Raw genomic sequence first — 19,840 nt, 5'->3', positions numbered from 1 at the left:
AGGTTCTGGACGTGGTCGCCCGCCTGCCCTTCGGACCCGCGGTGCAGCTGCGCCGCGCCTACGAGCAGGTCGACTGGTCCCGCACCAGCACCGGTCACCCCCAGTCCTGGCCCCGGACGCTGCGCCGGGCGATGGAGCTGGCGCTGGAGACCCGGTTCGCCCTGCTCATCTGCTGGGGCCCGGACCTGGAGATGGTCTACAACCAGGCCTACGCCGACACGATCGGGGACAAGCACCCCGCCGCCCTCGGCCGGCCCGCGCGCGAGGTCTTCCCCGAGGCGTGGGACGACCTGGGGCCCCTGTTCGCCCAGGCCCGGCGGGGCGAGGCCGTCCACTTCGAGGACCTGCCGGTCCTGCTGGACCGCCACGGGCACCTCGAGGAGACCTTCTTCACCTTCTCCTACTCCCCGGTGCGCGGCGACGACGGCGAGATCGCGGGCGTCATGGACATCGCCACCGAGACCACCCGCCAGGTCCAGGACCACCGGCGCCTGGAACTGCTCACCCGCCTCGGCGACCTGGCCTCGGAGCTGCAGCCCCCGGCCGAGCTGGCCCGCAGGGCCCTGGACGTGCTGTCCACCGCCCCCCTGGACCTGCCGGAGGTGGACCTGCAGCTGCCCGGCGGACCCACCCGCCTGCCCCCGCCGCCCGCCGTCCTGAAGCCCCGCCAGGTGCTCGTCGAGGACGTCGAGCAGGGCCGGCTGGCCTGGGTGCGCATCCCCGCCGCCCTCGGCGGGGACTCCCCGGGGGTCCTGGCGGCCCGGCTCAGCGAGCGGGTGCCCCTCGACGCGGCCTACCGCGACTTCGTGCGCCTCGTGGCCGCCACCGTCGGCGACGCGTTGTCGGCCGCGGCCTCCTACGAGGCCGAGCGGCGCCGCGCCGACCTGCAGCAGTGGCAGGCGCAACGGCTGGCCGGGCTCGTCGCCGTCGCCCAGGCCCTGCCCTCGGTCGAGACCGAGGACGACGTCCTGAAGGTCCTCGGCCGCGGGGCGGCGGGGCTGCTGGGGGCCGACGGCATCGTGCTGGGTCTGCTGGAGGACGGGACGCTGCGGGTGCGCGGGGACGAGCACGACCCCGCCGTCGGCGCCGTGGGGGCGGCCCTGCGCGGGACCGCGGTCGTCTCCGACGACGGGACCACGGGCTGGCCCCTGTGGGTGGGGGACCGCGTCATCGGCGCGCTGGGCCTGTCCTGGCGGCGGCCGCGGGAGCTGTCGGCCGAGGACACCGACCTGCTCACGGCCCTGGCCGCCTCGACGGCCCAGGCGCTGGACCGGGTGCGGGCCACGCAGGCCGAGCGCACCGCCGCCGCAGCGGTCCGGACGATGGCCGAGACGTTGCAGCGCAGCCTGCTGACGGCCGCGCCGCAGCCGCAGCACCTGGAGACCGCGGTCCGCTACCTGCCCGCGGCCGAGCACGCCCAGGTCGGCGGCGACTGGCACGACGCGTTCCTCACCGCGGCCGGGGCCGCCTGCCTCGTCATCGGCGACGTCACCGGTCACGACCAGGACGCCGCGGCGGCCATGGGGCAGGTCCGCAACCTGCTGCGGGGCATCGGCTACTCCCTGGAGGTCTCCCCGGCCGCCGCGCTGTCGGCGCTGGACCGGGCCATGCGCGACCTCGGGGTGGGGGCGCTGGCGACGGGGATCCTGGCCACCGTCGAACCCCTGGAGGGTTCGACGACCTGGCGGTTGCGCTGGTCCAACGCCGGGCACATGCCCCCGCTCGTCGTCAGCCCGGACGGCGGCGTCGAGCTGCTGCGCACCAGCCCCGACCTGCTGCTCGGGCTCGACGCCGGGTTCGTGCGCGCCGACCACGTGCACGGCCTGGCACCGGGGGCGACGGTGCTGCTCTACACGGACGGTCTCGTGGAACGGCGCGGCGCGTCCCTCGACGAGGGGCTGACGTGGCTGGCCGAGACGGCGGGCCGGTTCGCGGGCCGGGGACCGGAGGAGCTGTGCGACGGCGTCCTGGAGCTCGTCGCCGGTCACGCCGAGGACGACGTCGCGGTCCTCGCGGTGCGCGTCCGGCCCTGAGGGTCGGGGCGGGGACGCGCGTACCCGCCGTCCTGAAGCCCCGCCCACCGCTCGAAGACGTTGCGGTGCGGCAGGTTGCGGGTGAGGAGGGCGTTGAGGCCGTAGAGCGCGAGGAACGGCAGCGTCCCCAGCAGCGCGTACTGGTCGGCGTGCCGCAGCTCGTGCCGCCGCCGGCGCTCCCCGCCGAGCCCGCCGTGCAGCCAGACGTTGCCGACGGTCGTCCCGCCCCGGCCGTACGTGCCGCGCGGCATCCCGGAGCACTCCACGAACAGGTCCTCACCCACGAAGACCGTCGCCCCGTGCCGCAGGGCCCAGGCGAGCGCGAGCGCGCTGGCGGGGAGGTTGCGGGCGGCGCGGAACGCGATCCAGCCCCAGGAAGCAGAAGAGCGCCGGTCCCTCACGGGGACCGACGCTACTTCGACAGAGCGGACGACGAGACTCGAACTCGCGACCCTAACCTTGGCAAGGTTATGCGCTACCAACTGCGCTACGTCCGCAACGTGCGGTGATGACTCTACACGCCCACGAGCGCGAGGGCGTACTCCTCGAACCACTCCCCGGCTGCGGGTTCACCCGGTCGGCAGCTCCCGTCGGACTCCCCGGGCCGCTTGACCCACAGCCAGGCGTCGACGACGTCCACCCCCGTCAGCGTCGAGGGCAGCCGCCCGGTCCGGCGGCCCGGCGGGTTGCACCAGTCCTCGTCCCGGCCCGTGGTGACCGGCGCGCCCGCCCCGTTGCGGCTCGTGTCGACGACGAAGTGCGCCCCGCCCAGGAGGCGGGACAGCCTGCGGCCGTAGGCGACGGTGGCGTCCGTGGGCTGGAAGTTCGAGACGTTGAGGGCGAAGCCGGCGGCCCGGTCGATCCCCGCCGCCCGCAGCGCGGCCGCCAGCGCGGGCAGGTCCTGCACCCAGCCCGCGTGGCCCGCGTCGACGTAGACGTGGGTGGCGGGCAGCGCGGTGAGGACCTCGACGGCGTGGCGCAGCAGCCCCAGCCGCTCCCGGACCGGGACCGTCCCGCAGCCCGTGACCGCGGAGGCGACGGCGTCCGGTTCGAGCACGACCACGGCCGGGCGCTCCCCGATCCCGGCGGCCAGTTCCCGGACCCACGCCAGGTAGGCGTCCTCGTCGGCGGCCCCGCCGGCCGAGAAGGACCCGCAGTCGCGGCCGGGGACGTCGTAGGCGACGAGGACGGGCAGCTCGCCCGCCGCGGCGGCGGCCGCCGTCAGCGCGCGGGCCCGTTCGCGGGGGGCGTCCCCGGTGAACCACGTCGCCGTCGGCGCCTGCGCCAGCGGCCGCAGCGCGTCGGCGAGGTCGGTGCGGCCCGCCGCCTCGTGGGCGGCGAGCCGCCGGTGGGAGAGGGAGTCCGGGTCGGACCACAGCGGCTGCAGGCCCAGTCGCGGCACGGTCTCCCCCACGGCGCCCCCGCCCACGGTCAGGGCGGCGACGAGACCGCCGGCGACCCCCAGCACACCCGCACGCCGCAGCGGTCCCCGTCGCACGCCCACCCCACCCGATCGCGCGGGCCGGTCCCGCCACCCCCAGTCCACCCCGCGGGCACCCGCGCCGGCCACGGTCCGCGACGGGTCGGGACCCGTCCGGGTGAGGGGACCGCCCGTGCGGCCCACGACCACCACCGGTTCCGACCGGGCCTCAGCCCGCGCTCAGCGCCTCCAGCTCACCGTCCGCGTCCACGTGCAGGTTCAAGCGGTCGGGGCGGAGGTCCGAGGTCATCTCCGAGCCCGGGCGCAGGACGCGCACCGGCCGCCCCTGGGCTCGCGCCCTCTCGAGGGCACCGCTCACCGAGAGCCCGGCGAAGTCGTCCAACCACGTCTCGTCGGGGTGGTCCCCCGCGCCCACCTCACTGCCGGTCGAGCACGAACGTCTCCTCGTCCAGCACCTCCTCGACCCCCAGGTACGCGAGGTCGGACACGAACCGGCGGCGGGAGACCGGAGCGTCGTCGGTGGCGCGCAGGTACTGCCCGTACACCTCGTCGGTCGAGAGCATCCCCGACCACGCCGGTGCGTCCCGGAACCACCGCACCACGGACACGTCGGGCGCCGGCTGCAGCTCCGCCGCGAGAGCGTGACCGCAGGTGGGGCAGGTGGAGGAGGTGGAGGAGGTCATGGGTCGAGTGTCGCGGCGGGACCGCTCCGGCGCGTCCGGCTGGGGTCGGACGCCGTGCGCCGGGCCTGCGACCACGGTCGTACCGGGAGCGGGCCGAGCCTCGACGGGGGGTCGGCCCCCGGCCGCCGTCGACCCCCCGCTCCTCAGTCCCGCGTCGCCAGCACCTTCGCGGCGAACGCGGCGGCGCGTTCGCGCAGCCCCTCCTGCCGCTGGGACACGCTCAGGCCCGGGTCCGGCTTGAGCGTCGGGGTGGCCCGCAGCACGCGGACGTTGTCGGCGCAGGCCAGGTCCGAGCACGCGTACGTGCCGACGGTGTCGTGCTTGCGGCCCGCCTCCCCGGCGCGGGCGGCGACGAACAGCGAGACGTCCCCGGGCGAGCGGGTCGTGCGGCACAGGTCGCACACGGCCGTGGCCCGCACCCCCCTGCCGGGCGCCGCGCGCAGCGCCAGGCCCACGACGGCCTCGTCGAGCGGGACGAGCAGCCACCCGCGTTCGGGGGCCTTGGGGTCGCGCCAGCCGACGACCTCGTGGGCGGGGTCGCACTCGTGCACCCAGCCCGGCACGCGCATCCGGTGCGCTTCGCCGCGCGAGCAGTTCGTCATCGTGGAGCGGATGGCCTCGTCGGTCAGCTGACCGTGCTCGAGGTCCACGGTTGCGGAGGACACGGCCGTCGAGGCTACGCCCGTCAGCCGGCCGGTTCGAGCCGGCAGGTCTCCTCGAAGACCTCGTGGCAGCCCGTGACGGCGGCCGGCAGCCGGTCCGCGGCGACGGGCCGGGAGAAGTAGTAGCCCTGCACGGTGTCGCAACCGACGGCCTGCAGCGCCCGCACCTGCGAGACCTGCTCGACGCCCTCGGCGACGACCCGCAGGCCGAAGCTGCGCGCGGCGCCCACGACGAGCCGGACGAGCTCGACGGTGCGCGGGTCCTCGGAGTCGACGAAGCTGCGGTCGATCTTCAGGACGTCGACGGGGACCCGGGCGAGCTGGCCGAACGAGGTGTAGCCCGTCCCGAAGTCGTCGATGGCGATCTGCACGCCGATGGCCCGCAGCTCCTCCAGCCGCGCCCACGCCGCGTCGTCCTCGACCATGACGGTCTCGGTGATCTCCAGCGCGAGCCGGTCGGGAGCCGTGCCGGAGGCTTCCAGGGCGCAGCGGACGTCGTCGACCAGGCGCGGGGAGCGCAGGTGGCGGCCGGAGACGTTGACCGCGACCCGCAGGCCCGCACCCGGTCCACCGGACGCGTCGAACTGCGCCAGCTGCGCGAGCGACGTCCGCAGCGCCCACCGGCCGAGGTCGCAGATGAGGTCCGAGTTCTCGGCGACGGGGATGAACACGCCCGGCGGGACGAGCCCCTCGCCCGGCTTCTGCCACCGCACCAGCGCCTCGACGCTGCCCACGAGCCCCGTCCGCAGGTCGGTGACGGGCTGGTAGTGCAGGACGAGCTCGTCCTCGGCGAGCGCGCGCCGGAGCCCGTCCTCGAGAGCGGCCTGCGCGGCGAGGGTCTGCCGCAGGTCGTCGTCGTAGACCTCGACGCGGCCGCGGCCGGCGTCCTTGGCGCGGGAGGCGGCGGTGTGGGCCTCCTGCAGCAGCGTGTCGGCGGCCTCGCCGGACTCCGCCGGCCCGGCGCCGGCCCCGACGCGGCTGACGGCCACGCCGACGCTCGCGCCGATGACGGCCTGCGACTCCGCCGAGCCGGGCAGCGGGACGGGGGCCGAGACGGTGTCGATGAGGGCCTGCCCGAACTCGACCAGCCCCTCCACGTCCTGCACGGGCTCGACGAGGACGACGAACTCGTCGCCGCCGAGGCGGGCCACGACGTCGACCCCGCGCACGCGCTGGCGCAGGCGGTGCGCCACGGTCCGCAGGACGGCGTCCCCGGCGACGTGGCCGAGGGAGTCGTTGACCGCCTTGAACTGGTCGAGGTCGAGGAAGAGCAGGCCGACGCGCTCGCCGGTGCGGTGGGCGCGGCGCAGCGCCCGGTCGATCCGGGCCAGCGCCTCGCCGCGGTTGGGCAGCGTCGTCAGCGCGTCGTGGGTGGCCTGGTGGGCCATCTCCTCCTGCAGCAGCTCGCGGTCGCGCATGACGCCGAGGATCTGCTGGACGGAGGCGTGCACGACACCGCCGAGCGGCCCGCCGACGGGACGGCGCAGGATCTCGTCGTCGAAGGCGCCGTCGGCGACGGCCTGCGCCTGGGCCTGCACCGAGCGCAGGCTGGCGACGGCGGCGCCGAGGCCGCGGGCGACGACGCGCGTCTCCGGCGGTCCCTCGACCGCCACGTCGACGAGCTCGCCCCGGCTGATGGAGCGGGCGGCGGCGGCGAGCCGGTCCAGCGGCGCGCCGATCGAGCGGCTCGTGGACAGCGTCCCGCCGACGGACAGCAGCAGCAGCAGCCCCGTGGCGCCGGCGTACTTGACCAGTTCCCGGTAGGCGTCGGCGCGGTAGGTCTCGGCGGCCTGGACCGCCTGCGTCGCAGCGGTGTCGAGCACGGACCGCAGAGCGTCGTCGCGTCCCACGACGGCGGAGCTGAGGGACACCAGGACCGCCGAGCTCGGTGGTTCGTGGCTGCCGGAGGCCACGGCCGCGGCCAGGGTCCGGTCCACGACCTGCGTCGGCTCCTCGGCGAGCGCGGCCGTCCAGCCCGACCGGACGCGGGCCTGCCCGGAGGCGGTGATGTCCTCGGAGGCGATCTGGAAACCGGCCCAGCTGCGCAGGAAGGGCTGGCGCGAGGCCCCCTCGGCGCCGGCGGGGGCGGAGAGGAACCCCAGGTAGTAGGGCACCTCCTCCCCGGCGAGGGTGGTGGCGCGGGCGGTGCGGCGCAGGTCGGCCAGCGCGTGCTCGAGCCCGGTGTCCCCGCCGCCCTCCACCTCCGCGGTGGCCAGGTGGGCGTCGACGGCCTCGCTCAGCCCGTCGACGAGGTAGCGGTACTTGTCGAAGAGCTGCCGGTTGCTCGTCTCGCGCTCGCTGGCGGTGTCGCCGGCTCCCCACGAGGCGCGGACGGCGGCCAGTCGCTCGGTGGCCGCCAGCACCTGGGGGCGCGCGAGGGGGTCGGCGGTCGCCTGGGCCACGGTGGCGTCGGTGCGCGCGGTCGCCTGCCCGAAGAGGTCGCGCAGGTCCGCGGCGAGCGCGTCCCCGTCCCCGGGCGCCTGCCCGCCCGTGTCGAGGTCGAGCAGTTCGACGCTGGAGACGAGGGGGATCGCCTCCTCGGCGATGCGGGCGCGGACGGCGTCGAGGGCGACGGCGGCGCGGACCTGGTGGACGGCGTCCTGGGCGGCCCGGACGCGCTCGAAGCGGTGCACGACGAGGATCGAGGCGAAGACCGAGAGACCGACGACGGGCACCAGGACGAGCACGAGCAGCCTGGTCCGCAGGCTGGTCGAGCGCCGTTCGCGCTGCTCGGGGAGGTCCGCCACCTGCAGGGGATCGGCGCTCGGACCCGTTTCCCTGAGCCGGAGCGCACCCGGGGGCCCGGCCGTCCCCCGTTCGGCCCAGTCCGAGCGGACGACGGGGCGGAGCGGTCCACCCGTCCCGCGTCCTGCGGGCCGATTGTGCGCGGGGCCGTTCGACGGCACACTCGTCCCACGCATCTTCTAGAAGACGCGTCCGGTGGGATCCACCGGGGGACGGAGGTGCACCGTGCGGCAGGACGACGGGTCCGACGTGGGGCTCGACGGCGGGTGCGTCCTGACGCCTGCGCTGGGTGCCCCGGTCGTCTGCGACCTGCACGGCCTCGTCCTGGACGCGGGGGGCGCCGGCGCCACCGGCTCCCTGGACCGCCCCGCCGCGGACGTGGTCGGGCGCAAGCTGGGGGAGCTGCTGTCCGCCCCGCACCCCGGGCTGGAGCCGCTGCCCGTCGACCGGTGCGTGGAGGAGCTGCTCGCCGGCGCCGGGCACGTCCTCACCGGCACCCTCCTGCACCGTCCCGACGGCGCGGTCGTGCCCCGCACGGCGCTGCTGACGCTGGGCGCCGCGCCGGACGGGGCGCAGGTCGTCCTCGTCCACCTGCTGCCCCCGGTGAGCCCGGCCACCTCCCCGGACCTCCGGACGGGCTCGCCCGGGCCCGGGCCCGGGCCCGGCCACGACGCGCTGACCGGTCTGCGCGACCGGGCCGGGGCCGTCGCCGACCTGGGCGCCCGCCTGCGCGCCGGCTCCGGGCTGGTGGGTGTCATCACCTGCGACCTCGACCGGTTCGGCGTCCTCAACGACAGCCTCGGGCCCGGCGTCGGCGACCGGGTGCTCGCGACGGTCGCGGCGCGCCTGGCCCGGGACGTGCGCGGGGGCGACCTGCTCGCCCGGCTCGGGGACGACGAGTTCCTCGTCGTGCTGGCGGGTCTGGTGGACGAGACGGAGGCCGTGGACGTGGCGCACCGGCTGACCCGGAGCCTGGGCGCGCCCTTCCTCCTCGACGCCCCGGGCGGTCCGCAGGAAGTCCGGTGCACCGCCAGCGCGGGGCTCGTCGTCGTGGACCTCACCGCCGGGACCAGGACCGGGGGGTGCTCCGGCGGCGGGCCCGACGCCGCGACGGTGCTGCGCGACGCCACCACGGCCCTCGCGGCGGCGAAGGCGGCCGGCGGGGGCCGCTGCCGCGTCTTCGCCGACGCCCTGCACGAGCGCGCCGTCCGCCGCCTCACCGTCGAGAACGACCTGCGGCGCGCGGTGGACGAGGGCGAGCTGCGGGTGCACTACCAACCCGTCGTGGGCCTGCGCGACGGCCTCCGGACGGGGTTCGAGGCGCTGGTGCGCTGGGCGCACCCGCGCCGCGGCCTGCTGCTGCCCGAGCAGTTCCTCGACGTCGCCGAGGAGTGCGGTCTGGTGGGCGCCGTCGACGGGCTGGTCCTGGAGGAGGCCCTGGGGTTCCTGACCCGCCACCCCTGCGCGCGCGTCGCCGTGAACACCTCGGCCCGCCGCCTCGACGGGACCTTCGCGGCCACGGTCGCCGCCGAGCTGCGCCGGCGCGGGCTCACCCCGGACCGGCTCACCGTCGAGCTGCTCGAGGGGTCGCTCGCCCTCGGCGACCCGGTCACCCAGGCCGAGCTGCGCGACCTGGCCGCCCTGGGCGTCGAGGTGCTCATCGACGACTTCGGCACCGGCTACTCGGCGCTGTCCTACCTGCGGCGGCTGCCCGTGACGGGGCTGAAGCTGGACAGGTCGTTCGTCACGGGCCTGCCGCAGGACACCGGCTCGGACCGGATCGCCGCGGCGGTGGCCACGCTGGCCGGCGACCTCGGCCTGACCACCACGTGCGAGGGCGTCGAGACCGCCGCCCAGGCCCGCCACCTCGCCGCCCAGGGCTGGCAGTCGGCCCAGGGCTTCCACTTCGGGGTGCCGGCCCCGGAGGAGCGGTGGTTCCCCGTCAGCTCCGGTAGCTGCTGACGAGGTCGCGCAGCGCCGCGGCCGACGTCTGCAGGTCACCGGCCGTGCGGGCCGTCCCGGTCGCGTCCGCCGTCGTGCGGGTCGCCGCGTCGGCCAGCCCCGACACGTTGGCGGCGATCTCCCGGGAGCCGCCGGAGACCTCGTGGACGTTGCGGACCATCTCGGCCGTGGTGGCCGACTGCTCCTCCACCGCGGCGGCGATGGTGGCCTGCAGGGCGTCGATGCGGGCGATGACGTCGCCGATGCCGCCGATCGCGGTGGCCGCCGCGGCGGCGTCGGACTGCGTCGCGAGCACCCGTGCGGTGATGTCGTCGGTCGCCCGCGCGGTCTGCTGGGCCAGTTCCTTGACCTCCCCGGCCACGACGGCGAACCCCTTGCCCATCTCCCCGGCCCGGGCGGCCTCGATGGTGGCGTTCAGGGCCAGCAGGTTGGTCTGCTCGGCGATGGAGGTGATGAGCTTGACGACGTCGCCGATCTCCCGGCTCGACGCGGAGAGCCGTTCCAGGGTGTGCCCCGCCTCGGCGGCGGAGGTCACCGCGGCCGAGGCGGTGCTGGAGGCCTCGGTCGTCGACGCGGCGATCTCGCCGATGGCGGCGGTCATCTCCTCGCCGGCCGCCGCGACGGTCTCGACGCTGACCGAGATCTCCTCGGTCGCCGAGGCCACGGTGTGCGCCTGGTCGCCGGAGACGCGGGCCCGCTCGGACAGGCCGGCCGAGACGGTCGCGAGCTCGTCGGCGGACGCGGACACCTCACCGGCGGTCGCGGTGATGCGCTGCAGGACCCGCCGGAAGCCGCCGGTGGCCTCGTCGAGCGCCTGCGCCATGGTGCCGATCTCGTCGCGGCTGCGCAGGCCGGCCGTGACCGTGAGGTCCCCGGCGGCGACCTCCTGCAGGACACCGGTGACGTGCCGCAGCGGCGCGACGATCGAGCGACCGATGACGACCGCGACGACGACGGCCAGCAGCAGACCGCCGGCCAGCACGCCGAGCACGCTGACCTGGGCGTGGTCCACGATGCGCGCGAACTCCCGCCCCCCGGCCAGGGCGTCGCTCGCGCGCTGCGTCTCCTCGGCGATGGCCGTCTCGTAGCCCTTGCGCAGGTCGCGGTTGGCGCCGAAGGAGACGGCGGTCGCGCCGGCGGGGTCGGTCGCGTACTGGGCGTACTCCGCCTCCAGCGCGGTGAACCACGTGCTCACCTGGGCCTCGATCCGGTCCAGGGTCGCGCGCTCGGCGGGGTCGGCGGCGGCCCGGGACTGGTCCAGGGCCGCCGCGAAGGTCGTGCGGCGGTCCAGGCTCTCCGTGGCGTACTTCGCGTCGCCGGTGAGCAGGTACCCGCGTTCGTCGGTGGCGGCGGCCTTGGCGGCCAGCGCGGCCTGCTGCAGGCCGGTGATGTACGGGACCGCCCGGCCCACCTCCTGCTGCCGCTGCGCCTGCAGGTTGCCCAGGGCCGCCCACGACAGGGCACCCACGACCGTCGCGGCGATCGCGACGGCGGCCGTGGCCATGAGCAGCCGGGTGGCGACGCGGCGACCGCGCAGCCACCGCCCGACGGGTCCGGGCGGGGTGCCGCGCGACGCCGCGGAGGAGGTGCGGGTGGGCTGGGACACGGGAGGGACCTTCCGACGAGCAGGACGTGGCCCCTCCCCATCGAACGGCGCGGGGGGCACCTTGAGCGCCCAGCCCGACGTTCATCCTGCGTTCAACTTCCCCGGTCCCCGGGTCCTCAGCGCAACCAGCGGTGCAGCCGCTTCGACCGTGCCGCCGACCACACCCGCGCCACGTCGGCCTCGGTGGCCGCCGCGTGGACCTCCTCCCGCGCGAACAGGCGCCCGTAGGCGAACGCGACCTCCGGGCGCGCGGCGACCGCGAGGTCGCGCAGCCGTTGCCGCGTGACGACGGAGTCCTGGTGCTCGCCGAGCACCTCCTGCAACCCCGTGACCGCCTTGGCGAACCGCTTGGCGTCCCCGCCGAACACCACGACGACGGCCTCGGCGGCGTACCGGCTCCGCTTGGCCGCCTTGCGCGCCTCGTGCAGCAGCTCGTCGCGCTCGGGGCCGGCACCGGCGTCCGCGGCCCGGTCGACGAGGTCCGCCAGCGCGCGGAACGTCGTCGCGACCCGCCGCGGCAGCACCTTCCCGGCCCTGCGTCGGCCCCGGCCGGAGAACACCGGCCGCTCGACGAGGTCCTGCAAGGTGTCCAGCAGCGACCGGTACCGCTCGGAGTCCAGCTCGGCGAGCACCCGTTCGTGCGCCGCGCGGTGCTCGCCCTCGAGCTGCTCCCGGACGAGCCGGGGGAGCGCGGACCCGTCGTCGGACCCGTCGTCGGAGTGGTCGTCGAGGGCGGCCACCGACTCCGCGAGGCGGTCGCGCAGCACCTCCGCGTCCCGCGCCCCGCCCAGCTCGCCCGCCAGCCACCGCAGCTCGCCGCGCACCGGCCCCGTCGGGGTCGCCAGCAGCGAGCCGTACGTCGTCAGCGCGCTGCGCAACCGGCGGGTCGCGACCCGCATCGCGTGCACGGCGTCCGGTGCGTCGACCCGCACGCGCGGGTCCTCGTCCAGGACCCGCTGCACCTGCCGGGCGAGGTGGGCGACGAGGACGTCACCGGCCCGCGAGCCCGGGCCGAGGTGCGCGCGGCGCGGGGCGGCCGGGGTCAGGACGCGGTCGGCGGGCCGGGGCGCGCCGGGCCGGGACGCGCCGGGTCCCGCCGCCGGGACGTCGGCCGTGCGCGGCGCCGGGCCACCCGCGAGCACCCGCGCCACCTTCGAGCCGGTCCCGGCGACCACCAGCCCCGCCGCCCGCAGGTGCGCGTCGACGGCGTCGAAGAGCTCCCGGTCGCCGTCGAGGAGCTCCAGCTCCACCTCCCGCCACTCCTGCTCGTCCTCGGGCTCGGACCCCCGGGCGAGACGCCGGGCCCGCACCCGGTCGTCGGCCAGTTCCACCAGCGCGGTCCCGGCGGCGTCCAGCAGCGTGCGCACCGTGCGGTGCGTCGTGATCCGCGCCACGGGGACGAGGGTCTGGTCCCCCGTGACGTCGGCCACCAGCCGGCGCAGGGGGGCGGGCACCGTCTTGACGGCCCGGCCCAGGGGCAGGTGCCGCTCCTGGCGCGCCCCCTCCCGCCCGGGCGTCTTCAGGTGCCAGCCGGCGTCGTGCCCACCGGTGCGGCGGCGCAGCGTCGTCCGCGCCGCGCTCAGCCGCAGGTCGCGGGTGTCGAAGTAGACGGCCTCCAGCTCGTGCTCGACGGGGGTGCCCTCGCGGTAGCCGCGCTCGTCGGCCCCGGGCAGGTCCCGCAGCAGCGCGGCCAGGGCGGGTGCCTCGGCGTCGGGCGCGAGGTCGTACTTGACCTCGACCTCCTCGTGGACCTGTCCGGGCTCGCCGTGCTGGGTGACCATGGCACGGTTCTACCGGCAGCCGTGGCCGGGCGCGCCCCGTCGCCCTACCGTGGCGGGGGTGGCGGGTGGACGGCACTGGGGCGGCAGCGGCGACTACGTCGAGGGCGAGCGCGTCTTCGCGCCCCCGCACGGCAGCTTCGACCCCGACTGGGTCGCCGGTCTCGTCCTGGACCGGCTCGGCCCGGCCGCCGGTGCGCCCCGCACGGTGCTGGCCGCGGCGGCGCTCGCCGACGCCGGCCGCCGCGCCGCGGGAACCGGCGCCGACGGACGGGCGAGCGCCCTCACCGAGCACGACGCGGTCCCCGCCGGCACCGCCCGCGAGGTCGTCCGCGCGGTCGACGACTTCGCCGCCGCGTACTCCCTGGACTGACGCGACGGTTCCCCGTGGTCGCCGTCCTCGTCACCGTCGGCCACCGGAGGTCAGGTGCTGGCGGGCGGTGACCGGTCGACGCCATGATCGCCCGGTGGACGTCTTCGCCGAGATCGCCGTCGAGCGCCGTGCCCTCGCCGACGAGCTCACGTCCCTCACCCCCCAGCAGCGGTCGACGCAGAGCCTGTGCTCGGCGTGGACCGTGCACGACGTGCTGGCCCACCTCGTCATGCCCCTGGAGGTCAGCCTGCCGAGGGTCGTGCTCGCGGTGCTCGTCGCGGGCGGGAACTTCGACCGGGCCAACCAGCGGGTCACCCGCACGCTCGCCCGGCGCCCCTTCGGGGAGCTGTGCCGGGCACTGCGCGAGGGGGCCGACTCCCGGTTCACCCCGCCGGGTGCCGGTCCGCAGGCCCCGCTCGTGGACGTGCTGGTGCACAGGGCGGACATCCGCCGGCCCCTGGGCCTGCGCCACGAGATCCCCGCCCCGCGGGCGCGGTCGGCGCTGGAGTTCCTGGTCACGTCCCCCTCGGGTCTGGTGCCCCGGGGGGCCCTGAGCGGCCTGCGGCTGACCGCGCAGGACGTGGGGTTCGCGCACGGCGACGGCCCGGAGGTGAGCGGACCCGTCGACGCCCTGCTGCTGGCCGTGACCGGGCGCACGGCCGGGCTCGAGGACCTCACCGGCGAAGGGGTCGACCTGCTGCGCGCGAGGATCGCCTGACCCGCCCGCGCACCTCGCGTCGTGCGACGGTGCCGCCGGCGGGTCCGCCGGCGGCACCGGGGACGAGTCAAGGTCCCTACGCCGGCCGCCGCCGCGGGGACGCGCCCGTCCGCTTCGAGCGTCCACCCGTCCCGCCGGACCCGGAGGCGTGGAACTCCAGAGCGGCCGCCATCCACCGCGCGAAGTCCTCCTCGCCGGCGATCCCCGGCTCCTCCACCGCGATCCAGCCCTCTCCCATCGGGCGTCCAGCACCCATCTCGGCGCGCCGCGCCCCGGGTCGACGCAGGTGCTGGGCGTCGCTGTCGGGGTGGACGCGCACGAGCAGGTCGGCGCCACCGGCCGAGACGCAGACGACCATCCGGTCGTCCACCATGAACGCCAGCCCGCCGAACATCCGCACCTCCCGGACCTGCCGGCCGGCCAGCGCGTCCCGGACGCGCTCGGCCACCTCGGTGTCGTGCGCCACGGCTCCTCCTCGCCCGGACCGGCACCGCGGCCCGTCGTCACCCGGTGCGGGGCTCATCCGACCACCTGACGCCCGCGGCGTCCACGCCCGCCGCCGGAACACCTCACGCGGAGCTCCGGGATGCAGCCGGCCCGCCGAGCCGTTGCACTGGACGATGGCCACCAGCGCCCCCACCTCCCTGCCGGCCCCGACCCGCGGCCCCGTCCTGTGGACCCCGCGGCACGTCCTGGTCACCGCCTCCGCGCAGGCCGAACCGCACGGCCGCGCGATCCTCGACCGCCTGGCCGCCGCCGGCGTCGAGGACGTCCGCCTCCTGCCCGGCGACCGCCTGCCGCCCCTGCGCGGGCAGAGCGACCGCGAGACCTACGCGCGCGCCAAGCGCACCCTGGCCGTCGTCACCAGCGCCCCCTCCACGCGCCGCCCGACGCCGATCCCGCCGAGCGCGGACTTCTCCTTCCCCCTCGCCCAGGGCTGCCCCGGGCACTGCCAGTACTGCTACCTCGCCGGCTCGCTCACCGGCCCGCCGATCACCCGCGTCTACGCGGACCTGCCGCGGGTCCTCGCCGGGCTCGACGAGGTCGTCGGCACGGGAGGGGTGACGTCGGGGACGGCCGAGCGCGGCCACGAGGGCACGACGTTCGAGGCGTCCTGCTACACCGACCCCCTCGCCCTGGAGCACGTCACGGGGTCCCTGGCCGCCACGGTCGAGCACTTCGGCACGCACGACTGGCCCGGTCCCGTGCAGCTGCGGCTGACCACGAAGTACGACGACGTGGACGGGCTGCTCGACCTGCCCCACCACGGCCGCACCCGCGTGCGGGCGTCGGTGAACGTCGCCGGCGTCGAGCGGTTCGAGGGCGGCACCGCCCGCGTCCCGGCCCGGCTGGGCGCGCTCGGCCGGCTCGCCCGGGCCGGCTACCCCGTCGGCCTCACGATCGCGCCGATCATGCCGGTCGAGGGCTGGCGCACCGCCTACGGCGACCTGCTCGATGCCGCCGCCGCCGAACTGCCCGCGAGCGCCGACCTCACCGTGGAGTGCATCACCCACCGCTTCACCCCGAAGAGCAAGGACGTCCAGCTCGGCTGGTACCCGGCGACGAAGCTCGACCTCGACGAGTCGACCCGCAGCCGCAAGCACGGGAAGTTCGGTGCGGTGAAGTTCGTCTACGACCGCGACACGATGCGCGAGCTGCGCTCGTGGTTCGAGACGGCGCTCGCCGAGCGGCTCCCGGCCGCCCGGTACCTCTACTGGACCTGACCCGTCCCGGTGCGCGCCAGCTCCACCGGGTGAGGGCCGCTTGCCGCTCACAGGGTGGTGGGTGAAGCTTCACCCACCACCCGCTCGACCAGAGGAGAACCGTGAGCCCGAAGACCGTGCCGTTCGTCGTCCAGGCGCAGGGGACGGGGGTCGCCCAGGACCTCACCGTCCCGGGTGAGCACCAGCACACGTTCCGGGCCGACACCTACCCCTCGTTCGGCGGGCAGGACGCCGCCCCGAGCCCGCTGAGCTACGCGCTCGGCGCCCTGACGTCGTGCAACCAGGTCACGGGCAGCATCGTCGCCAAGGACCTCGGCGTGCAGCTGGGCGCCTGGACGTTCCACGTCCAGGGCGACCTGAACCCGGCCGTCATCGGCGCCGGCGCCGAGGGCAACGCGAACTTCGACCGCGTCGCGGTGCGGGTGAGCGTGGAGACGGACGCCGACGACGAGACGTTCGCGACGCTGCGCTCGGAGACCGAGCGCCGGTGCCCCGTGACGCAGCTGTTCAAGCGCAGCGGCACGGACTTCAGCAGCGACTGGGAGCGGCTGCCGCTGGCCTGAGCGCGCCCGTGGTGCCCGGCACGGGGGTGAGCTCCCCGCGGCTCTCCGTGCCGGGACGACCGGGTGGGCCGGCAGGACGCGCGTCCGCTGCGGGTCGGGCGACGCCTCGCCGGGCAGGTCCAGGTCCTGCGCCCCGGCGTCAGCCTCCCGCGCCCACCCCCGCAGCGACGACCCCGGCCACGGCCCGCTGGCCCGGCGCGGGCAGGTCCCGCAGCGGCCGGGGCAGCCCGGCGCGCGGGACGACGCCGAGCTGCTCGGCGAGCGCCGCCGCGACCCGCAGGCTGCCGTGCGCGGCCACCAGCGGCCACAGCGGCGCCAGGCGCGCCTCGACCGCCGCCACCCGCTCGTCGTCCCCGGCGAGGACGGCCGCGGTGAGCTCGGCGCACGTCCGCGGCAGCACGCCGGCGACGACGGAGTACCAGGTCGCGCACCCGGCTCGCAGCCCCCGCACCGCGGAGGCGTCCCCGGAGACGCCGAGGGTCACGTCGGCGGGGACGGCGGCGCGCAACCCCGACAGCCACGCCCGCGCCGCGGTCGGGTCCTCCGGCACCCCGGGCAGCTTGAGCGAGCCCACCCCCGGCAGGTGCGCGACCCGCGACCGCAGCGCGTCGGAGAACGTGAACCCCGTCGTGCGCGGGTTGTCGTAGACGCACACCGGCACGGACGCCGCCGCGGTCACATCCTCGTACAACCCGAGCACCTCGTCGTCGGTCAGCGGCTGGTAGGAGACCGGGGCCAGCAGCAGGGCCGCGGCTCCCGCCCGCTGCGCGTCCTCGGCGGCGGCCAGCACCTCCGGCGTGCTCAGCGCCCCGATCCCGACGAGGACCGGGACGTCCCCCGCGGACCGCACCGCGAGCCGGGCGAGGCGGGACCGCTGGGCGCGGTCGAGGTAGGCGTAGCTGCCGGTGGAGCCGAGCGCACCGATCGAGTCGACGCCGGCGGTCGCGGTGCCCTCGACCAGCGCGGTGAACGCCCGCTCGTCGACGGTGTCCCCGTCGAAGGGGGTCAGGACGAAGGCGGACAGCGGGCCGAGCACGGGAGCCTCCTGGGTCGGGTGGACCGGAGGCTAGCCGCCGTGACGCACCGGTCGCCGGGTCGGGATCGCCCTCGTTGCCTCCCCGGGGACGATCATCGTCCCCGGGGAGGCAACGAGGCCCGCCGGTCTCGCCCGGCTCACCCCCCGACCAGCCGCCGCCGCAGCTCTCCCGCGCACCGCTGCACCGCGCCCACCAGCTCCTCCCGCCGCCCCGCGTCGACGGCGGTGCTCTCGAACGTCACGGCCAGGCTCGCCACCGGCCACCCCGCGCGGTCGGTCACGGCGACGGCGACGGAGGCGAACCCCGCGGTGACGTCCCCGTTCTCGACGGCGAACCCCCGCTGCCGCGTCCGCACCAGCTCGCCCCGCAGGTCCCGCAGCGTCGTCGTGCCCCGCCCGTCCAGGGCCGTCGCGTCCGGGAACAGCGCCCGCACCTGCTCGCGCGGCAGTTCCGCCAGCAGCGCCCGGCCGCTCGCGGTGAGGTGCGACGGGAGCCGCACGCCGACGTCGGTGACGAGCACCGGCCGCCGCGGGGCACGCTCCTCCACGAGGTAGACCACCTCGCGGCCCACGAGGACGGCCAGGTGCGCGGACTCCCCGACGCGGTCGACGAGCGCGGCCAGCACCGGGCGCCCGAGCCGCGTCACGGGTTCCTGCCGCACGTACCCCGAACTCAGCTCGAACGCGGCGATCCCCAGCCCGTACCGCCGCGCCTCGGGGAAGTGCAGGACGAAACCCTGCTCGGTCAGCTCGCCGAGCAACCGGTAGACGCTCGACCGCGGCAGCCCCAGGGACCGGGCGAGCGTCGCCGCGGCGACCGGGCCCTGCTGCGCCGCCATGAACGACAGGATCCGCAGGGCGGCCCCCACGGTCGGGGCGCCGGTGGACGTGGGCACCCGTCGAGTGTCCAGCACTCTGGACAGCAGCGCCGCGCCGGGCGCTGACGGGACGGCGCCCGCGCTGCAGAGTGAGGGACGTGCAGAACGTCCTCGTCTCCACCGGGCCGGTGAGCGTCGCCGACGTCGTCGCCGTCGCCCGCCACGGCGCCCGGGTCGAGCTCGACCCCGCGGCCCTCGACGCCGTGCAGGACTCGCGCGCCCGCGTCGAGGCGCTCGCCGACGACGCCGAACCCCACTACGGCATCTCCACGGGTTTCGGCGCCCTGGCCACCCAGCACATCCCGGTCGACCAGCGCACCGCGTTGCAGCGCAGCCTCGTCCGCTCGCACGCCGCGGGGTCCGGCGCGGAGGTCGAGACGGAGGTGGTCCGCGCGACGATGCTGCTGCGCCTGTCGACCCTCATGACCGGCCGCACCGGCGTCCGCCCCCGCACGGCCGGCGCCTACGCGGACCTGCTCAACGCCCACCTCACCCCCGTGGTCACCGAGCACGGCTCCCTCGGCTGCTCCGGCGACCTCGCCCCCCTCGCCCACTGCGCGCTCGCCGTCATGGGCGAGGGCCACGTCCGCACCCGCGACGGGGAACTCCTGCCCACCGCCGACGCCCTGGCCGCCGCCGAGCTGGAACCCGTCGTCCTGGCCGAGAAGGAGGGCCTGGCCCTCATCAACGGCACCGACGGGATGCTCGGCCAGCTCGCCCTCGCGCTCGACACCCTCGACGTCCTGTTCGCCACCGCCGACCTCGCCGCGGCCCTGTCCGTCGAGGCGCTGCTGGGCACCGACGCCGTGTTCGCCGACGACCTGCAGCAGTTGCGGCCCCAGGTCGGCCAGCGCGTCGCGGCGGGGAACGTCCGGCGGGCGCTCGCGGGTTCGCCGATCGTCGCGAGCCACCGGGGCCCGGGGTGCACGCGCGTGCAGGACGCGTACTCGCTGCGCTGCGCCCCGCAGGTCCACGGCGCCGGTCGCGACACCGCCGCCCACGCCCGCGCCGTCGCCGAGCGGGAACTCGCCGCCGCCGTCGACAACCCCGTCGTCACGCCGGACGGTCGGGTCGAGTCGAACGGGAACTTCCACGGCGCGCCCGTCGCCTACGTCCTGGACTTCCTCGCGATCGCGGTCGCCGACCTCGCCAGCATCTCCGAACGCCGCACCGACCGGTTCCTGGACCGCGCCCGCAACCAGGGCCTGCCGCCGTTCCTGGCCCACGACGCCGGGGTCGACTCCGGGTTGATGATCGCGCAGTACACCGCAGCGGGGATCGTCTCCGAGCTCAAGCGCCTCGCCGTCCCCGCGAGCGTCGACTCCATCCCGAGCTCGGCGATGCAGGAGGACCACGTCTCGATGGGCTGGGCGGGGGCGCGGAAACTGCGCCGCGCGCTCGACGGCCTGACCCGCGTCCTCGCGATCGAGGTGATGACCGCCACCCGCGCTCTCGACCTCAGGAAACCCCTGGAACCCGCGCCCGTCACGGGTGAACTCCTGCGCCTCGTGCGCACCGTCGTCGAGGGCCCCGGCCCCGACCGGTTCCTCGCCCCCGAGATCGAGGCCGTCACCGGTCTCGTCGCCTCGGGGCAGCTCGTGTCCGCCGCCCGCTCGCTCACCGAGATCGACTGAGGAG

General features: G+C 76.6%; 18 protein-coding genes and 1 tRNA gene. 7 read left to right on the top strand and 12 right to left on the bottom strand.

Features of this window, described 5'->3' with window-relative positions; translation table 11 throughout:
* Nucleotides 1–11: 11 nt before the first annotated feature.
* Nucleotides 12–2,033 (top strand): SpoIIE family protein phosphatase, encoded by a 2,022-nt coding sequence (locus AB2L28_RS13485; protein WP_370719496.1) that lies wholly within the window; start codon nt 12–14, stop codon nt 2,031–2,033.
* Here the strand turns inward: AB2L28_RS13485 and AB2L28_RS13480 are convergent.
* From AB2L28_RS13480 to AB2L28_RS13450, 7 genes are all read right to left on the bottom strand, one after another.
* Complete coding sequence (locus AB2L28_RS13480; protein WP_370719495.1) at nt 1,985–2,434, bottom strand: hypothetical protein; 450 nt, start codon at nt 2,432–2,434, stop codon at nt 1,985–1,987. The two genes, AB2L28_RS13485 and AB2L28_RS13480, sit on opposite strands and share 49 nt — an antisense overlap.
* A 23-nt stretch (nt 2,435–2,457) precedes the next feature.
* Nucleotides 2,458–2,530: transfer RNA gene (locus AB2L28_RS13475), tRNA-Gly, on the bottom strand.
* Between the two features lie 17 nt (nt 2,531–2,547).
* Nucleotides 2,548–3,531, bottom strand: coding sequence for a glycoside hydrolase family 6 protein (locus AB2L28_RS13470; RefSeq protein WP_370719494.1), 984 nt, complete (start codon nt 3,529–3,531; stop codon nt 2,548–2,550).
* Nucleotides 3,532–3,682: 151 nt separating this feature from the next.
* Nucleotides 3,683–3,856, bottom strand: coding sequence for an I78 family peptidase inhibitor (locus AB2L28_RS13465; protein WP_370719493.1), 174 nt, complete (start codon nt 3,854–3,856; stop codon nt 3,683–3,685).
* A gap of 34 nt (nt 3,857–3,890) precedes the next feature.
* Nucleotides 3,891–4,157, bottom strand: coding sequence for a hypothetical protein (locus AB2L28_RS13460; RefSeq protein ID WP_370719492.1), 267 nt, complete (start codon nt 4,155–4,157; stop codon nt 3,891–3,893).
* A 143-nt stretch (nt 4,158–4,300) separates the two neighbouring features.
* Nucleotides 4,301–4,822 (bottom strand): FBP domain-containing protein, encoded by a 522-nt coding sequence (locus tag AB2L28_RS13455; protein WP_370719491.1) that lies wholly within the window; start codon nt 4,820–4,822, stop codon nt 4,301–4,303.
* A gap of 20 nt (nt 4,823–4,842) precedes the next feature.
* Complete coding sequence (locus AB2L28_RS13450; protein WP_370719490.1) at nt 4,843–7,566, bottom strand: putative bifunctional diguanylate cyclase/phosphodiesterase; 2,724 nt, start codon at nt 7,564–7,566, stop codon at nt 4,843–4,845.
* Nucleotides 7,567–7,789: 223 nt separating this feature from the next.
* Here AB2L28_RS13450 and AB2L28_RS13445 point away from each other — a divergent pair, with 223 nt between their 5' ends.
* Nucleotides 7,790–9,526, top strand: coding sequence for a putative bifunctional diguanylate cyclase/phosphodiesterase (locus AB2L28_RS13445; RefSeq protein ID WP_370719489.1), 1,737 nt, complete (start codon nt 7,790–7,792; stop codon nt 9,524–9,526).
* On the opposite strand, the gene AB2L28_RS13440 is transcribed toward AB2L28_RS13445, so the two are convergent.
* Nucleotides 9,507–11,132 (bottom strand): methyl-accepting chemotaxis protein, encoded by a 1,626-nt coding sequence (locus AB2L28_RS13440; RefSeq protein ID WP_370719488.1) that lies wholly within the window; start codon nt 11,130–11,132, stop codon nt 9,507–9,509. The two genes, AB2L28_RS13445 and AB2L28_RS13440, sit on opposite strands and share 20 nt — an antisense overlap.
* A gap of 116 nt (nt 11,133–11,248) precedes the next feature.
* Nucleotides 11,249–12,913, bottom strand: coding sequence for a CYTH and CHAD domain-containing protein (locus tag AB2L28_RS13435; RefSeq protein WP_370719487.1), 1,665 nt, complete (start codon nt 12,911–12,913; stop codon nt 11,249–11,251).
* A 58-nt stretch (nt 12,914–12,971) separates the two neighbouring features.
* Between AB2L28_RS13435 and AB2L28_RS13430 the strand changes: the two genes are divergently transcribed.
* Nucleotides 12,972–13,283 carry a hypothetical protein gene (locus AB2L28_RS13430; protein WP_370719486.1) on the top strand — a complete coding sequence of 104 codons (312 nt, stop codon included), beginning with the start codon at nt 12,972–12,974 and terminating at the stop codon, nt 13,281–13,283.
* Nucleotides 13,284–13,377: 94 nt separating this feature from the next.
* Nucleotides 13,378–14,001 (top strand): maleylpyruvate isomerase family mycothiol-dependent enzyme, encoded by a 624-nt coding sequence (locus AB2L28_RS13425; RefSeq protein ID WP_370719485.1) that lies wholly within the window; start codon nt 13,378–13,380, stop codon nt 13,999–14,001.
* 76 nt (nt 14,002–14,077) lie between these two features.
* Here the strand turns inward: AB2L28_RS13425 and AB2L28_RS13420 are convergent, their stop codons facing one another.
* A complete protein-coding gene (locus AB2L28_RS13420; RefSeq protein ID WP_370719484.1) occupies nt 14,078–14,467 on the bottom strand; it encodes a TfoX/Sxy family protein in 390 nt (129 codons plus the stop codon).
* Nucleotides 14,468–14,621: 154 nt separating this feature from the next.
* Here AB2L28_RS13420 and AB2L28_RS13415 point away from each other — a divergent pair, with 154 nt between their 5' ends.
* Both AB2L28_RS13415 and AB2L28_RS13410 read left to right on the top strand, forming a co-directional pair.
* Nucleotides 14,622–15,725 carry a spore photoproduct lyase family protein gene (locus AB2L28_RS13415; RefSeq protein ID WP_370719483.1) on the top strand — a complete coding sequence of 368 codons (1,104 nt, stop codon included), beginning with the start codon at nt 14,622–14,624 and terminating at the stop codon, nt 15,723–15,725.
* Nucleotides 15,726–15,826: 101 nt separating this feature from the next.
* A complete protein-coding gene (locus AB2L28_RS13410; protein WP_370719482.1) occupies nt 15,827–16,288 on the top strand; it encodes an OsmC family protein in 462 nt (153 codons plus the stop codon).
* A gap of 139 nt (nt 16,289–16,427) precedes the next feature.
* Here the strand turns inward: AB2L28_RS13410 and AB2L28_RS13405 are convergent, their stop codons facing one another.
* Nucleotides 16,428–17,324 (bottom strand): dihydrodipicolinate synthase family protein, encoded by an 897-nt coding sequence (locus tag AB2L28_RS13405; protein ID WP_370719481.1) that lies wholly within the window; start codon nt 17,322–17,324, stop codon nt 16,428–16,430.
* Nucleotides 17,325–17,461: 137 nt separating this feature from the next.
* Nucleotides 17,462–18,220, bottom strand: coding sequence for an IclR family transcriptional regulator (locus AB2L28_RS13400; RefSeq protein ID WP_370719480.1), 759 nt, complete (start codon nt 18,218–18,220; stop codon nt 17,462–17,464).
* Between the two features lie 71 nt (nt 18,221–18,291).
* On the opposite strand from AB2L28_RS13400, the gene hutH reads away from it, so the two are divergent.
* The gene (hutH, locus tag AB2L28_RS13395; RefSeq protein ID WP_370719479.1) at nt 18,292–19,836 is read left to right on the top strand and encodes a histidine ammonia-lyase; all 1,545 of its coding nucleotides are present in this window, start codon (nt 18,292–18,294) and stop codon (nt 19,834–19,836) included.
* The last annotated feature ends 4 nt before the right edge of the window (nt 19,837–19,840 follow it).

It is taken from the genome of Kineococcus mangrovi, assembly GCF_041320705.1.
Classification (GTDB): Bacteria; Actinomycetota; Actinomycetes; order Actinomycetales; family Kineococcaceae; genus Kineococcus; species Kineococcus mangrovi.
The sequence above is the reverse complement of the archived record's forward strand: the minus strand, read 5'-3'. Positions and strand labels throughout refer to the sequence as shown.